This is a genomic window from Azospirillum sp., from assembly GCF_050789165.1.
Window position 1 is genome coordinate 1 of the sequence record NZ_JBOZRT010000071.1, and the last position, 14,376, is coordinate 14,376.

At 69.3% G+C, this 14,376-nt stretch carries 13 protein-coding genes, 4 pseudogenes and 1 other annotated feature; of the genes and pseudogenes, 7 read left to right on the forward strand and 10 right to left on the reverse strand.

Annotated features, from left to right (window positions below; genetic code table 11):
- From ACRWK7_RS16240 to ACRWK7_RS16255, 4 genes are all read left to right on the forward strand, one after another.
- A partial coding sequence (locus ACRWK7_RS16240; RefSeq protein WP_431857310.1) for an SDR family oxidoreductase occupies nt 1-1,090 on the forward strand: 1,090 nt, incomplete at its 5' end.
- 39 nt (nt 1,091-1,129) lie between these two features.
- Complete coding sequence (locus ACRWK7_RS16245) at nt 1,130-1,429, forward strand: hypothetical protein (protein WP_431857311.1); 300 nt, start codon at nt 1,130-1,132, stop codon at nt 1,427-1,429.
- A gap of 155 nt (nt 1,430-1,584) precedes the next feature.
- Entirely contained in the window at nt 1,585-2,313 is a 729-nt protein-coding gene (locus ACRWK7_RS16250) for a hypothetical protein (RefSeq protein ID WP_431857312.1), read from the forward strand.
- On the forward strand, nt 2,310-2,975 hold the full coding sequence (locus ACRWK7_RS16255; RefSeq protein ID WP_431857313.1) for an ABC transporter permease subunit: 666 nt from the start codon (nt 2,310-2,312) through the stop codon (nt 2,973-2,975). The genes ACRWK7_RS16250 and ACRWK7_RS16255 overlap by 4 nt, the downstream gene beginning before the upstream one ends.
- Here ACRWK7_RS16255 and ACRWK7_RS16260 read toward each other — a convergent pair whose 3' ends face one another.
- The 7 genes from ACRWK7_RS16260 to ACRWK7_RS16290 are packed head-to-tail and all read right to left on the reverse strand — an operon-like array spanning nt 2,976 to nt 10,041.
- The gene (locus tag ACRWK7_RS16260; protein WP_431857314.1) at nt 2,976-4,202 is read right to left on the reverse strand and encodes a DUF1302 family protein; all 1,227 of its coding nucleotides are present in this window, start codon (nt 4,200-4,202) and stop codon (nt 2,976-2,978) included. It lies immediately after the preceding gene.
- Between the two features lie 37 nt (nt 4,203-4,239).
- Nucleotides 4,240-5,034, reverse strand: coding sequence for an outer membrane lipoprotein-sorting protein (locus ACRWK7_RS16265; protein WP_431857315.1), 795 nt, complete (start codon nt 5,032-5,034; stop codon nt 4,240-4,242).
- Nucleotides 5,031-7,397 carry an FtsX-like permease family protein gene (locus ACRWK7_RS16270; RefSeq protein WP_431857316.1) on the reverse strand — a complete coding sequence of 789 codons (2,367 nt, stop codon included), beginning with the start codon at nt 7,395-7,397 and terminating at the stop codon, nt 5,031-5,033. The genes ACRWK7_RS16265 and ACRWK7_RS16270 overlap by 4 nt, the downstream gene beginning before the upstream one ends.
- A 5-nt stretch (nt 7,398-7,402) precedes the next feature.
- A complete protein-coding gene (locus ACRWK7_RS16275) occupies nt 7,403-8,191 on the reverse strand; it encodes an ABC transporter ATP-binding protein (protein WP_431857317.1) in 789 nt (262 codons plus the stop codon).
- Nucleotides 8,188-8,817, reverse strand: coding sequence for a hypothetical protein (locus tag ACRWK7_RS16280; RefSeq protein ID WP_431857318.1), 630 nt, complete (start codon nt 8,815-8,817; stop codon nt 8,188-8,190). The genes ACRWK7_RS16275 and ACRWK7_RS16280 overlap by 4 nt, the downstream gene beginning before the upstream one ends.
- On the reverse strand, nt 8,814-8,975 hold the full coding sequence (locus ACRWK7_RS16285) for a hypothetical protein (RefSeq protein ID WP_431857319.1): 162 nt from the start codon (nt 8,973-8,975) through the stop codon (nt 8,814-8,816). Before ACRWK7_RS16285 ends, ACRWK7_RS16280 begins: the two co-directional genes overlap by 4 nt.
- Nucleotides 8,976-8,988: 13 nt before the next feature.
- The gene (locus ACRWK7_RS16290) at nt 8,989-10,041 is read right to left on the reverse strand and encodes a permease (RefSeq protein ID WP_431857320.1); all 1,053 of its coding nucleotides are present in this window, start codon (nt 10,039-10,041) and stop codon (nt 8,989-8,991) included.
- 500 nt (nt 10,042-10,541) lie between these two features.
- Between ACRWK7_RS16290 and ACRWK7_RS16295 the strand changes: the two genes are divergently transcribed.
- Together ACRWK7_RS16295 and ACRWK7_RS16300 are read left to right on the forward strand one after the other, a co-directional pair.
- Nucleotides 10,542-11,816, forward strand: a complete 1,275-nt coding sequence (locus ACRWK7_RS16295) for a hypothetical protein (RefSeq protein ID WP_431857321.1) — start codon at nt 10,542-10,544, stop codon at nt 11,814-11,816.
- A gap of 267 nt (nt 11,817-12,083) precedes the next feature.
- Nucleotides 12,084-12,928, forward strand: a pseudogene (locus tag ACRWK7_RS16300) (IS5 family transposase).
- 6 nt (nt 12,929-12,934) lie between these two features.
- Here the strand turns inward: ACRWK7_RS16300 and ACRWK7_RS16305 are convergent.
- Nucleotides 12,935-13,341: pseudogene (locus tag ACRWK7_RS16305) on the reverse strand (transposase); the annotation flags it as partial.
- Nucleotides 12,941-13,057 (reverse strand) — a sequence feature (AL1L pseudoknot). Its footprint overlaps the pseudogene before it by 117 nt.
- A 15-nt stretch (nt 13,342-13,356) precedes the next feature.
- Nucleotides 13,357-13,815, reverse strand: coding sequence for a DDE-type integrase/transposase/recombinase (locus tag ACRWK7_RS16310; RefSeq protein ID WP_431857322.1), 459 nt, complete (start codon nt 13,813-13,815; stop codon nt 13,357-13,359).
- A 77-nt stretch (nt 13,816-13,892) separates the two neighbouring features.
- Here ACRWK7_RS16310 and ACRWK7_RS16315 point away from each other — a divergent pair.
- Nucleotides 13,893-14,212: pseudogene (locus tag ACRWK7_RS16315) on the forward strand (transposase); the annotation flags it as partial.
- 30 nt (nt 14,213-14,242) lie between these two features.
- Here the strand turns inward: ACRWK7_RS16315 and ACRWK7_RS16320 are convergent.
- Nucleotides 14,243-14,376, reverse strand: a pseudogene (locus ACRWK7_RS16320) (electron transfer flavoprotein subunit alpha/FixB family protein); the annotation flags it as partial.

The window sequence follows — 14,376 nt, forward strand, 5'->3', positions numbered from 1 at the left end:
CGGCTTCCTCGGTGCCCTGCTCGCCGCGGTGCGGCTCGCCCGCACCGACAAGCCGGTGGGGGCCCTGGTTCGCGCGGGCCACGACATCGACAGCTTGGCGGCCCGCATCCATCCTGAACTGGTTGCCGAGGGCCGGCCGCTCGCCGACGACGAGTTGCGGCGTCGGCTCGTTCTGGCGCCCCTCGACGCCGGCGGCCTCGGCGAAGCCGGGCGGCGCGCGCTGTCCGGCCTTGCCATCGGCGACGTCGTGCATTGCGCCGGCTGCCTCGACTATTTCAACGACGCCGAGCTCGAGGCGGTCAACGTGGCCTTCACCGGGCGCATGGTGGCCCTGGCCCGGGAGGTGAATGCACGGCGCGTCGTGTTCGTCTCCACCGCCTTCAGCTCCGGCTACCGCGACGACCCGGTGCACGAGGCGCTGCTGGACGATCCGGTCCGTGATCCGACAGCCTACACACGGACCAAGCGGGCGGCGGAGCGGCTGGTGGCCGCGGGCGGCCTGCCGTACCTGATCGTCCGCCCCAGCGTGGTGATCGGCGACAGCCGCACCGGGCGCTACAGCGGCAAGCGCTACGGGCTGTACCAGCTGTGGTCCGGCCTGGAACGGCTGCTGTACGACCGCCACCACCCGGAGCTGCACGCCGTGGCGCCGCGGCAGCCCTTCAACTTCATCCACCAGGACAGCTTCCAGAACGCCATGGCGCACCTTCTGGAGCGGCCGGACGCCTCCGGTGTCGTCAATCTGGTCTCCGATGGTCCCGCCATCCCGACGGTGCGCGACGTCTGGGAGCTGTGGCTCGATGCGCTCGGCCGGCCGGAGCGGGTGCACTACTACGACCACATCCGCGACGTGCGCCTGGCCGACATCCACCCGCGGCAGAAGGCGTTCATGATGTTCGCGTCCGTGAACATCGAGATCGCCGGGCATCTCTGGGCGTTCGAGACGACCGCGCTGGCGCGCATGCGCGTCGAAGGCCTGGTGTTCACCGACGCGACCTTGCCGACCATCGCCCGCTGCCAGGACGCGTTCATCGATGCATCGCCCCGCCTGTTGCAGTACCGCAGCGAGCACCGGATGGTGGCGGTGTAGGGCGGCCGGCGGCCCGCAACTGCGAAAGGATCCCGTGCCATGCTCACCTGCGAAGAGTGGCGGGCCCATGCGCGGACCACCCGGAGCGCCGCCGCCCGTGCGACCCGATTCGGTGCGCACGAGTTCGCCCGCACCCTGCTCCAGCTCGCCGACACCATGGACCGGCAGGCGGATCTGGCGGCCGCCGCGCCGCCGCCCAAGCCCGCGCCGCCGCCGTGCCGCCTGCCGCCGGTGCGCTGCTGCGGCGGCCCGCTGTTCATGCCCATACCGGCCAACGACCGGCCGCCGCTGGTGGAGATCGAATGGACCGAGCCCCCTCCGCCCGGGCCCGATCCGTGACGGCGCCTACCCCGCTCCCGCATCGGTCAGGCCCGCTGCTGGACGTGGGAACACGGGTCGGGTGAGAGCCGCCTCACAGCGCCCGACGCCCCCGGCGCGTATCCATCGCCCAGGATATCGCCCCCATCCTCCCGAGCCCGCAGAGGAGAGACCTCGTGTTCCAGGACGACACCGGCAGCAGTCTGGCCCTCGTTCTGTCGGTCGGCCAAGCCACGGTCGCGACGCTGACGCTGTGGGCGGCGAGCGCCGCGCTGTCCATCGTCCTGGCGCTGGTGCTGGTGCAAGGCATCAACAGCCCGTTGCGGCCGGTGCGCCTGGTCAGCGTCGCGCTCATCAACACGACACGGGGCATTCCCACGAGCGTCCTCGTCATCGCCGCCGGCATGCTGGCGATGGGTTCCGGCGCCGGGCTGCCGCTTCCCGCCATCTTCGTCGGCACCATCGCTCCCTTCCAGCACATCGCCTGGGCCATCGTGTTCGGTCTGGCGTTGGGCTCGAGCGGGCATCTGGCGATGATCTTCCAGGCCGCCTACGGCGCGCTCGATTCCGGACGGCGCGACCAGCTCCAGCTGCTGGCGCACCACCCGCTGCGCAAGCTGGGCATCCTGCTGCGCGAGGTCCTGGGGCTGGTGCTGCCGCCGACCGGCACCCGGCTGATCCACCATCTGCACAACACCGCCTTCGCCTCGCTCTTCCCGGTCGCCGACCTGTTCGGGCTCATCCGCGGCCAGTCGGAGGCGAGCGCGCAGGTGTTTCTGTTCACCACCGTCGGCGCCCTGGGCTACGCCGGCCTCAGCCTCGCCATCTGGGCGGCGGTGCGAGGGCTGGAGCGTGCCCTGCGGCCCGCCCGAACCCCCGTCCAAACAATGGACCAGACCGCATGACCACGCTGCTCGACACCGCGACGCTGCTGCTCTTCGGCCTGCCCGACCAGCAGCCGGGCGGGCTGCTGCTCACCGTGCTGCTGTTCCTGGCGACCGGGGGTGCTGCGGTTCTGCTCGGTCTTCTCTACGCCACCGCGGCGACTGCGCTGCCGCTGACGGCGCTGCCGTTGCAAGCCGCCAGCGCCGTTCTGCGCGGCGTCCCGCCGTTGCTGCTGGTGTTCGTCCTGGCGCACCTGGTGTCCGCCTCGATGCTGCTCGCCGGCATGCTGGCTCTTGCCCTCTACTCCTTCTCGCACACCGGGGAGATCCTGCGCTCCTTCGTCGCCGCCTACCCGCCGACGCTTGCCGCCCAAGCCCGGATCATGGGCGTCTCCCCCTGGCGCGAATGGCTGACCCTGCGCCTGCCCTGGGCGCTGTGGCGCGGCCTGCCGGCGCTGCTCACCCATTGGGCCTCGCTGCTGAAGGACACCGGCGCACTCGTGGTGATCGGCATCGGCGAGCTGACCACCGTCGCCAAGCTGCTCAGCGAAGCCCGCGCCGACTGGAGCGCCTGGGTCATGGTCCTGGGCTTGGCGGCCGCTTTCTATCTCGCAACCACGCTTCTCGTGCTGAAGCTGCTGCCGGCGGCGCTGCGCGCCCTCCTGTGCGTCCCGCGCGGCTGATCAGAAGAAGATCGTCGCTCCGGCGACCACCCGGTCACGCCGGTTGAACTCGCCGAAGAACTGCCGGCGGTCCCCGCCCAGGAGGTCGATCCCGAGGAACAGCTCCAGCTGGTCGGAAACCTGGTAGCGGGCCGAGCCGGCGATCCAATAGTCCCGGCGGTCGAGTCCGGTCGCCGCGTACACCCGCGTGGTCAGCTTGTCGAAAAGGAATTTCCGCTCGACCACCAGCGACGCGTATGTGCCGTCGGGTTCCGCCGCGATGCCCGGCTTGCCGGGGGCGTGAACGTTGAAGAGCTGGGGGCTGACGAACCAGTCGCCGAGGGTCCAGTCGACACCGACCAGCGAGCGGATTGCAGTCTCCCGTCGCAGCTCCGGAATCCCCGACGGCGTTGCGTGCGCCCGGTACTCGTCCGGCGTCACGGCGAGTTCCAGGCGCAGCACCGCGTCGCCCAGCGAGGTGTCGGCGGCGGCGCCGATCATCGTGCGGCGCACCACCTCCGGACGGAGCACCAGTCCACGTTGCGGATCGACCGAAGGGAAGACCACCGGCGCACCGGTCAGGGTGCGCAGAGCCATGGCGTGAACGTTCAAGTCGCCCAGCGTCGCCGACCAGCGCGCCCCGAAGCTCCAGTTCTCCGGCCGTCCCGCCGGCACCTGCAGCGGCAGGACGGTGGCCCCGGCCGGCAATCCGGCGGAGAAATCAAACTGGCTGCCCGGCGGCGAGATGCGGTCGTGATAGGTCTGCGGGATCAGCAGGAATTGCAGTTCCTGATCCTCGCCGGGGAAGAACTGGACGTTGGCCATCCACAGCGGCAGGCGGCTGCGGATGTCGTCGTTGAGGATAGACTCGCGCAGGTCCAGCGGGTTGACGATGTCGACCAGCTTGAAGCCGTCCGCCTTGCCCCAGACGACGATCTGCCGCCCCAGCGCCACGGAGTAGGAAGAGGTCTTCCTGGCGACCACCAGCTCGCGGATATCCACCTTCCGGTAAGTCGACGGCTCCAGCGCCGCCTCCCGCTCGGCCCACAGCTTGCCGTCGAAACGCCAGCCGGCGATGTCGGGGTGCTGCACCTGAAGCTGGAGCAGCTGCTGGTTCAGCACAAGGTCGTGGTTCCCGGCGTTCAGGCCGTAGCCGAAGCGCCCCAGAAGCCAGCCGGAGACCTGGGCGCCCGTCCCCGGGATCTCGGTCTCCGCACGCGCGGTGCCGGCCAGCAGACCGGCCAGCACCGGCACCGCGAGGACGGCGCGCCGCCAAGCCCCCGACTCAGTCCCCCCTGAGATAGCGTTGTGAGACGTACCTCTCATCCAAGGGGATGTCGATCTCGTTGGAGAGGATGTCAAGTTTGGTGACCTTGCCCGTACGGACGTTGCGGATCTCCTCGCTTTCCGGCCGCCAGTAGCGGCCGACCGCACGCAGAGTGTGCACCGTGAAGACCTTCTCCAGCTGCTGGTCTTTGGCGTAGTACTCGACGCGCACGGGGTAGAGCGACTTCTTGTCGATCCAATACTGCTTCCTGGCGTAGCCGGTGGCGGCGATCTGCGCCGGCGCCGCGGCGACGGCGTCGATGACCCAGCAGTCGCGGCCCTTCTGGTCGCGCTTCTCGCCGACCGTCTGGAAGCGGTAGTAGGGCATCCGGTAGTCCTCGAAATCCTCGTACGAGAACTCCGTCCCCATGTAGCGGTTGCTCTTGTCCTGCCCGGCGACCCGCCGGATGCGCCGGTTGGTCGGCAGATAGAGCCAGGTCTCGGTTTCCGGCTGGCCGGCCTCGACGATCAGCAGACCGGTCTCCGCCAGCACCGGCGGGCTGAGGAACTTCTGGAGCGTGCGCTCCTCGCCCTTGCCGCGGTGGTAGTAGGTGGTGAAGGTGCGGACCTGCTCCACCGACCCGTCGGTGTTGAGCAACGTCATCCGGTAGGAGGTCTTCTCGGTCTGCGGCTTCATCGCCGCATCGGAGTCCTTGACGATGGCGGTTGCGTCCGGGGCGGCGACGGCCAGGTGGAACGGCAGTGCCGACAGAGCCAGTCCGGCGGCGAGCGCGAGGGGGCGAAAGCGAATCATCCGTAGTTCCTTTGCTTGAGGGCGGTGACGAGCGGCACCCGCACCACCGACCTGATGGGCGGGAGTGCCGAGAGCGGGAGAAGGGTGAGCAGCGGAATGGTCGGCAGCAGGATGTCGAACCACCCCACGTGCGGATCGACCTGGAACCAGGCGGCGCTGAGCGTGCTCAGCAGATAGGACGCGATGGCGTAGCCGACCGCCGGGGCAAGCGCCGCGCCTAGGACGCCGAGCAGCAGCAGTTCGATGAGGACGAGGGTTCCGACCGTGCGGTCGGCGAAACCGATGGTCCGCAGCGTCGTGTACTGCTCCCGGCGTTCGCCGACCGTGAAGGTGCCGCTGGCGATCAGGATGATGACGCACACGATGATGCTGAAGGCGGCGGCGACGTAGATGATCTCCACCTCCTCGCTCGACGTCTTCTTGACCTGATCCACGGTCAGCGATTTCGGCGTGACGCCGCCGACCAGCGGCTGCCGCTTGAGGTGGCGCAGGGTCTCGGCGGAGGGGTCCGGCAGGTCCAGCAGGATGCCGGTCAGCTGCTCGGGCATGTCCAGCCAGCCGCGAACCCGCTCCAGCGGCGCGTAGGCGAGGTTGGGCACGACGCCGGAGTAGATGGCTGCGACCCGGACCTCGAAGCGCCGGTCCTCGCTGACCAGCCGCACCGGTGCGCCGACCTCGACGCCGAGCGCCCGCGCCGTCTTGTGCTCCAGCGCGATGGCGTTATCGCCGCCTCCGGGCAGGGTGCCGCGCAGCAGGGTCGGCCGACGCAGCGTGTTGTCCGGATCGTACCCGGTCACCGTGACCGGCTGGACCCGGCCGTTCGCTTCGAGGCGGACCGGGCCCTGCAGCACCTCTTCGATACGTCGGACGCCGGGCGTGTCGCGGAAGCGTCCCAGTTCGTCCTGCCACACCGGCAGCAGGAAATCGACGGAGACCGACCACCGGTCATCCTCGAAGTTCTTCACGATGGCCGTGTTGAACGAGCCGATGGCGATGAAGTACGAGATCGAGACGCCGATCGCGAGCGCCACCGCCGCCGTGGTCATGGCCCCGATGTGCAGGGTCCGGATGACGTTGCGCACCGGGTAGACGACCAGCGGCCGATGCCGCAGGCCGTGCAGCAGGCGCGTGCGCCAGCGTGCGCCGTCGCGGTCCGACGAAGCGCCGTTGCGGATCGCCGCGGCCGGCGACAGGCGGAGCACGCTCGCCAGCGGCCACGCCGCCATCGCCGCCACCGCGGCCATAAGCCCGAACACGCCGTGCAGGGCGGCCGTCGGGTCGATCGCCAGACGCGGGCTCGGCAGGCCCACGGTGTTGGCGAAGGTCAGCGCAAAGTCGGCCAGCACCGCCACGCTGACCGGGATCGCGATGAGAAGCGCCGCCCCGGCGATCAGCGCCAGCGGGTAGAGCTGCGCGGCCAGCAGCCGCCAGCGGCCGTATCCCAGCGCCAGCAGCAGGCCGAGGGTCTGCCGCTGCGCCTGCACCCACCGGTAGATCAGGAAGAAGCCGACGGTGAGCGCCGTCAGCAGGAAGACGACGATGACCGCCGGCACGAAGACGGAGAAGGCGCCAAGGTCAACGTCGAGGAACATATGGCCGAGGTTCTCGGAGCGCGGCAGCGCCTCCTGCACGCCGAGCGTCCCCTCGGCGCGCTGCGACAACGCCTGCAACACCTGCGGATCGGCCGCCGCCTCGGGCGTCAGTCTGAACACCGCGCTGTTGACAAGGGTGAAGCCCAGGCGGTCGGCGACCATGCGGATCGGCGCCCAGACCACCGCCATGGACCCCTTGACCGGCACGAAGAAGCTCGGGCTGGCCGGGGCGATGAGGTATTCCGGGCTCACCCCGATGCCGCGGACGGTGAGCGCGTACTCGGCGTTGCCCATGCGCAGGGTGAGCCGGTCACCGACCGCCACGCCGTGCGAGGACGCGAAGTTGCGGTCAAGCAGCACGGCGTCTGGCTGTGCGGGATCGAGGGGGGTGCCCTCGTTCACCTCGACCTCGTTGATCCCGGCGGCGGGGAGCGGCTGCGCCACCACCGCCGTCGGAAAGATCTCGCCGTCGGGCAGGACGAGCTGCCCCGGCGCCGTCAGCCGCGCCTCCCACGCCTGCACGCCGGGAATCCCGGAGAAATCCGGGACGTTGGCGAGGTCGTCGGGGACGAAACGCACCTCGGCGTCGGCCATGCGCAGGGCGCGGTAGTAAGTGTCCTGCGTGCCGTGCAGCGCCTGGATCGCCGAGTTGACGCCGACGTACATGCCGACCGCCATGCCGAGGATGGCGGCGATGCCGAGCAGCCGGAGCCGCAGCGCCCGCGCGTCGCGGCGCGCGCGTGTCAGGAGGGTGGATCGGGAGGTTTGCATGGCCGTCACTCCGCGACCAGCCGGCCGTCCTGCAGACGGTAGGCGTGATCGACCTCGGCGAGGATCGACGGATCGTGCGTCACCAGGACCACGGCCGCCGAGCGCCGCCGCGCCGCGTCGACGAGCAGGGCGATGATGTCCTTCGCGGTGGCGCGGTCGAGGTTGCCGGTCGGCTCGTCGGCGAGGATGACCGGGGCCCGCTTGACCAGCGCGCGGGCGATGGCGACGCGCTGCTGCTGGCCGCCGGACAGCTCCTGCGGGAAGGCCTGCGCCTTGGCCTCGAGGCCGACGGAGCGCAGCGCGTCCATGACCAGCGCCTCGTCCGCCTCGGTGGTGCGGCGTGCGGCCTGGAGGCCGGCCAGCACGTTCTCGGACACGGTGAGCGTCGGAATCAGGTTGTAGAACTGGAAGATGAAAGCGATGGACTCCGCCCGAAAGCGCGCCAGGCGGCTGGTGGTCGCCGCCCGGAGGTCCACGCCGCCAACGGTGATCGATCCGTGCTCCGCCTGGTCGAGACCGCCCAGGATGTTCAGCAGCGTGGATTTGCCGGTTCCCGAGACGCCGAGAATGGCGACGGTTTCGCCGGGGGCGACGTCGAGGTGCAGGTCGCGGAGCACGTGGAGCGTCTGGTCGCCGGCCCGGTAGGTCTTCGTGGCGCCGGCGACCGCGATGGCGGGAGCGGCCCGGTCCGCGCTCTCCCGCGGACGCTCGGCCTCGTGCTGGGGCAGATCGTAGGGCATGGTCTTCTCCGACAGGTGTGCGGCGGGGGTGGCGCGATCGGGGGTGGCACTCATCGGGGTCTGGCCAGCAGCGTGCCGCCCGCACGGCCGAGCCGCGGCGGCAGGGCGGACACCAGGGCCGGGAACACCAGCACCGCGTAGAGCCAGGCGACGCCCGCCCCCACGGCCACGGCTTGGCCGAGCGCCTGGTGCCCCGATCCCGGCAGCAGGGCCAGACCGAGGCCGCCGACCAGCGCGATGGCGGCGGTGAGCGACAGCGGCTTCATCTGCCCGACGAGCGCGCGGGAAATGGCTTGGTCCTTGGGCAGGTCAAGCCGGCCCTGCTGCACGATCGCGGCGGTGAGTTGGACGCCGCCGGCGACGGACAGCAGGGCCGCCACCGCACCGGCCACCGATCCGCCGGCGAGGCCGAGCGCGGTCGTCGTCGCCATCGCCACGGCCAGCGCCAGGGCGAGCGCGGCGGGGGGCGCGGACAGACTCCGCCCGACGAGCACGGCGAGGAGGATCGTGGCCGCGGCCATGGCCGCCAGTTCCGCGCCCCCGGCCGGCAGCGCACCGGTGGAGGCGGACAGTGTTGCGGCCGATGCGCCAATCAGCGCGATCGGGCGGCGCCAGCGCGGCACCCTCTGGCTGAACCAGGGGAGCGCGCAGGCGCGGATGCTGCAGGTCCGGGAGCTCATGACACCGGCTCCCCCCGCTTGGAGCTGTCGGGCGCGGCGGGGGCCGGGACCGGCTCGTCGCTGGCCGGTTCGGGCACTTCCTCGATGACCATCTTGCAGCAGGACGGGTCGTTCGACCCGCCGAGCAGGGCGGCCAGGAGATCCTTCAGGACAGACATGGGTTCCTCCGTATCAGGACAAGACGGCGTCGAAGATCAATCCTGCGGCGATGGCCGACAGGAAGACGGTGGCCGTGAACACGACGAGAAGCCGGGGCTTGAAGATCCTGTTGAGCAGGATCAACTCGGGCACGCTGGTGCCGGCAGCGCTGATCACCAGCGCGATCACCGCGCCCACGCTCATTCCCTTGGCGTAGAGGGCAAGGCCGATCGGGATCATGGTGTCGACCGGGACGTAGAGCGGAATGCCGATCAACGCCGCGGTCGGAACGGCGAGGGGATTGTCGGGCCCCGCCACCGTGCTCACCCAGTCCGCCGGCACGAAGCCGTAGATCAGCGAGCCCATGAGCGCGCCCAGCATAAGGTTGGGCAGGAAGCTGCGGAACACGAAGGCCGCCTTGAGCAGGCTGGCAACGAGGCGGCCGCGGAAGGAGGTGGCGCCGCTCGGACCCAGGGGAATGCCGGTGACGCGCACGGCGCGGATGTGACGGGCGAGCCCCAGACGCTCCCAGGTCAAGCCGACCAGCACCGCCAGGGTCATGGTGATAACCGTGTACAACGCCATGGCCTGCCACCCGAAGGCCAGCCATAGCAGGATGAGGACCATCGGGTCGACGAGCGGCGAGGCAATGAGGAAGGACGCCGCCGCACCGAAGCCGACGCCCGCTTCAAGCAGGGCGAGCATGACCGGGATGGTCGAGCAGCTGCAGAAGGGCGTCAGGGCCCCGAGGGCGGCGGCGGCGACGTTGCCCTTGATCCCATCGGGCACCACGCGCTTGAGCGCGTGCATCGGCAGGTATTCCTGGACGAGGCCGAGCATCACGCTGACCGCGAGGAAGATCGCGGTCAGTTCCAGCGCGATCAGGCCGAAGAAGCCGGCCGCTGTGGAAAGCGACGACTGGAAGCCTGCGGGAAGCGCGGGCAAATCGGCCTCGGCACCGTGGAGCAGGAGCCACGCGGCCGCGCCGAGGAGCGGCAGCGACGCCGCGGCCATCCACAGCGGCCGACGCCACCGCGCGCCGTGCAGCGCCGGCGGTCCGGTGGGCTTGGTTGTATCGGGGGGCATGGGCGACCTCATCGGTTCCTGGAAAGGGGCGAGAACTCCGTGCGCGAGCGGGTTCGGCCGAAGCTCCCGCTTCGGCTTGATGACTCCCGGCGTCGCAACGGTCCGGCGGCCAGTCATCGCGGCGGATCACCCGCCGCATCGTGGGCGTCGTTCCGGTGTCGGCCCGGGTTGCGCGGAGGATGTCGGCATACGGAAGCGACGGTCTGTGAGGCCGCTCACAGTCTTGCGCCTGTGAAGCGCACGACAGACGGATGGGCGGGAATCGCTCAGCGTATGGGGTAAAGGAGGTTTGCCATGTCCTACGCCCTCAAGCTGATCGCCGCGGTCCTGCTGATGCTTGCCGTTGTCGCCGCCGTCCTCTCCCTTGCGCTGGCGGCACGCCGACGGCAGCGCGCCGTGATCCGGTGAGCGGATCCTTGACGACCACTCTTCGCGTTGGGGAGGATGTTGCCGCCCTCGCCACCGGCGCATGGCATGAGGATGCGGCGGAGGCTTATGGCATGACCCCCATCGAGATCGCACGAACGCTGAGCCGGGAGTTGAACCACGGCTGCCACTGCATCACGCTGGACCGTCCGGCCTTGCTGCAGGCGCTGGAGACGGAGACGGCCGAGCCCGGGCTCTGGGACCTGCTTTCCGGGTCCCATGCGCATCTGTTCTCCGCCACGCCGCTGTTCGTCGCGCGGGAGGATGTCGACGGCATGCGCGCCGTGGTGCGCGCCGTCGAGACGGCCGCCCGGCTGCCTGGCTGGATCGAGGCGGCGCTCGCCCGTGCTCCGGAGATCGCCCGTTTCGATCCGGGAACGGCTGGGGCCTTCATGGGCTACGACTTCCACCTCGGCGACGGCGGCCCGAAGCTGATCGAGGTCAACACCAACGCCGGCGGCGCCTTCCTGAACGCGTTGCTGGCCCGCGCGCAGTGGGCCTGCTGCGGCGAGGCCGCGCCGACCAACGCCGTGCCGCCGCCCGGCGGCTTCGAGGAGGCGGTCTGGCGCATGTTCGAGGCGGAATGGCGGCGCCAGCGCGGCATCGGCACCCCGACGAGGGTCGCCATCGTCGACGATGAGCCCGAACGCCAGTTCCTGCACCCCGAGTTCCTGTTGGTGCGCCGCTTCTTCGAAGCGCGCGGCGTCGCGGCGGTGATCCTCGATCCGCGGGCGCTGTCCTTCGACGGTGGCCATCTGCTGGGTGCCGGGCGTCCGATCGACTTGGTCTACAACCGTCTCGTCGATTTCACTCTTGAGCAGACGGAGCACGGCGCCCTGCGCGCGGCCTATCTGGCCGGAGCGGCGGTTGTCACCCCCAACCCGCGCGTTCACGCGCTGCTGGCCGACAAGCGGAACCTGGTGGCGTTGTCCGATCCGGAACGGCTTGCCGCCTGGGGGCTCGACGACGCCGCGGCGGCGCTGCTCGCGGACGTCGTGCCGCGGACGGTGGAGGTCACACCCGCAAACGCGGACGACCTTTGGCAGCAGCGCCGGGAGTTGTTCTTCAAGCCGGCCACGGGCTATGGCAGTAAGGCCGCCTACCGCGGGGATAAGCTGACCAAATCCGTCTGGGCGCGGATCGCGGAGGGCGGCTACGTCGCCCAACGCTTTGCGCCTCCGGGTGAGCGGGCGGTCGCCGCCGATCCCGGGGCTCCGCTCAAGGCCGATGTCCGGCTCTACACCTACGGTGGCGAGATGCTGCTTGCTGCTGCGCGCCTGTACCAGGGGCAAACGACCAACTTCCGCACGCCGGGCGGCGGCTTCGCACCGGTGTTCGCAGTGCCGTGAGGTGGCGAATTCTTGGCGACAAATGGACGGTGGGTCCATTTGTCCTGTCCATCTACCGGCCGTTTGCGGGCCAACCCCGGCCCTGTCCGTAAACCGAGTCTGCTATGACATTCCGGACAAAATGATTGCCGGGCGGATTTCCGGACAAGGTTCAAGCGCTACGGGATAGCCGCAGCCCCCTCGTCCCCTTCTGCAACGCCGTCAGGTAGGGAGGGTTCTGGGGCTGGATTGTTGAAATTCCGGTGCATAGCAGCCTGGAGGTTCCCAATGGGCAAGTTGGTCCGAGACACGGGCTGGCGGTTGCCGGATGAGCTGTGGGAGCGCATGGAGCCACTGCTCCCCGAGCGTCCGCCACACCCGCTGGGCTGTCATAATCCGCGCATCCCGGATCGCGCGGCCATGGACGCCATCTTCTTTGTCCTGCGGACCGGCAGTCAATGGCAGGCCCTGCGGGCGACGGGAATCTGTTCGCCGTCCTCCGCTTATCGGCGCTTGCGCGAGTGGATTGATGCCGGGGTGTTCGAGGAGTTCTGGCGCCAGGGGCTCTTGGCCTACGAGGCACTGGTCGGAATCGACTGGAGTTGGATGGCGGTGGACGGGGCCATGACCAAGGCGCCGCTGGGCGGGGAAAAAAGTTGGCCCCAACCCGACCGACCGCGCCAAGCTGGGGACCAAGCGCTCGCTGCTGACCGATGGCCGCGGCCTCCCCCTCGGCCTCGCGGTCGCTGGCGCCAACGTGATCGACTTCAAGCTGCTCGAGCAAACGCTTGAGGCCACCATCGTGCCGCGCCCCGCGCCGGCGCCGGCGCAACCCCAGCACCTGTGCCTGGACAAGGGCTACGATTACGACGGCCCGCGGCAGATCGCCTACGACTACGGCCTGACCGCCCACATCCGGCGCCGGGGCGAGGATCGCGCCGCAACGCCGGCTCACCCGCTCACCCGCTCACCCGCTCACCCCGCGCCGCTGGGTGGTGGAGCGGGCACATTCCTGGCTCAACCGCTACCGCCACATTCTGGTCCGCTGGGAAAAGCTCGCCATCACCTACGGGGCCATGCTCCACATCGTCTGTGCCGTCACCGTCTGGGAGTTCATCTACCTACTGGAATAGGTTCTAAGTGGACGGGGCGATCGGCAGCAACCTGCAGATCGGCTCGACCCCGTGGACGGCGCGCTGCGCGTCGATGAAGGCGATCATTTCTTGAACGGCCGGTCGAGCTCCGCCTGGGCGAAATACGCTGACGCCTTGCGCAGGATCTCGTTCGCTTGGCGCAGTTCGCGGTTCTCGCGCTCCAACGCCTTGATCCGCTCGCGCTCGTCCGTCGTCGGGCCCGGCCGCGTGCCCTGATTGCGTTCGGCCTGCCGGACCCAGCCCCGCAACGTCTCGGGATTGCAGCCGCTCTTCGCCGCGATCGAGCTGATCGCCGCCCACTGCGAGGCGTGCTCCCCTTGATGCTCGAAGACCATGCGCACGGCGCGCTTGCGGACTTCAGGGGCGTATTTGGGTGATGCTTGCTTCATCATGATGACCCCATCCTCTCAGGAAACGGGGCCTCCAGGAAACTCGGCACGGTTCACATCGACCAAGTTGCCGTCGCTGTCGATAGCCCGGTACAGGTACTGCCACTGGCCGGTGACCTTGAGATACGTTTCATCCACGTACCAGCTGCGGCCGATCTTGCCCTTGCAGCGCTGACGCAGAGCCTCGGTGAGCAACGGCGCCAGCTTGGCTTCCCAGTCGCGCACCGCCTCGTGCGAGAAGACCAAGCCGCGCAGGAGCAGGATCTCGGCCAGATCACGCAGGCTCAGCTTCAGGCGCAACCACCACAGCACGATCAGGAACACGACGTCGGAGGGCAACTGCAGGCGGTCCAGCACCGAGCCGGCGCGTTCGTTGAAACCGCGCCGGCACTCTCGGCAGCGGAAGCGGCAATACCCGTGCACCGTCCGATCCGAACGCTCGGTCGTGCTCACCGACTGGCAGTACGGGCAACGCATCCGTCTCCTCCTCGTTGAGAGGGGAGATCTGGGGAATGGCTAAACTCCCGGCAACGTGGCATGAGTCCTGACAAAGCCGGCCGGAGATCTTCAACACCGACCAGGGCAGTCAGTTCACCACCCCGCGCTTCACCGACATCTTGACCGAGGCCGGTGTCCGGGTTTCGATGGACGGGCGCGGGCGGTGGATGGACAACGTGTTCATCGAGCGGCTGTGGCGGTCGATGAAATACGAGTGCGGTTACCTCCAGGCTTTCGAAACCGGCAGCGAGGCGCGGGCGGGGCTCGGCCGGTGGATCTCCTACTACAACTCCAGAGGCCGCATTCGGCGCTCGGCGGCAAGACACCGGACGAGGCCTATGCAGGCGTCCTGGACGGCATCGATTTGGCGGCTTGATGGAAACCTGAACCAAGCTTATCCCGGCCGTCAAACCGTCCGGGAAACGGGGACCACCTCAGTCAGTTCCGGCACCGCCTTGAAGAGATCGGCGACGAGACCGTAATCGGCGACCTGGAAGATGGGAGCTTCCTCATCCTTGTTGATGGCGACGATCACCTTGC

Bases quoted from the DNA above. Each gene is read 5' to 3' on its own strand.
- ACRWK7_RS16245 (WP_431857311.1), top strand. From the start codon at position 1,130: ATGCTCACCTGCGAAGAGTGGCGGGCCCATGCGCGGACCACCCGGAGC.
- ACRWK7_RS16255 (WP_431857313.1), top strand. From the start codon at position 2,310: ATGACCACGCTGCTCGACACCGCGACGCTGCTGCTCTTCGGCCTGCCC.
- ACRWK7_RS16265 (WP_431857315.1), bottom strand. From the start codon at position 5,034: ATGATTCGCTTTCGCCCCCTCGCGCTCGCCGCCGGACTGGCTCTGTCG.
- ACRWK7_RS16270 (WP_431857316.1), bottom strand. From the start codon at position 7,397: ATGCAAACCTCCCGATCCACCCTCCTGACACGCGCGCGCCGCGACGCG.
- ACRWK7_RS16275 (WP_431857317.1), bottom strand. From the start codon at position 8,191: ATGAGTGCCACCCCCGATCGCGCCACCCCCGCCGCACACCTGTCGGAG.
- ACRWK7_RS16280 (WP_431857318.1), bottom strand. From the start codon at position 8,817: ATGAGCTCCCGGACCTGCAGCATCCGCGCCTGCGCGCTCCCCTGGTTC.
- ACRWK7_RS16285 (WP_431857319.1), bottom strand. From the start codon at position 8,975: ATGTCTGTCCTGAAGGATCTCCTGGCCGCCCTGCTCGGCGGGTCGAAC.
- ACRWK7_RS16290 (WP_431857320.1), bottom strand. From the start codon at position 10,041: ATGCCCCCCGATACAACCAAGCCCACCGGACCGCCGGCGCTGCACGGC.
- ACRWK7_RS16295 (WP_431857321.1), top strand. From the start codon at position 10,542: ATGACCCCCATCGAGATCGCACGAACGCTGAGCCGGGAGTTGAACCAC.
- ACRWK7_RS16310 (WP_431857322.1), bottom strand. From the start codon at position 13,815: ATGCGTTGCCCGTACTGCCAGTCGGTGAGCACGACCGAGCGTTCGGAT.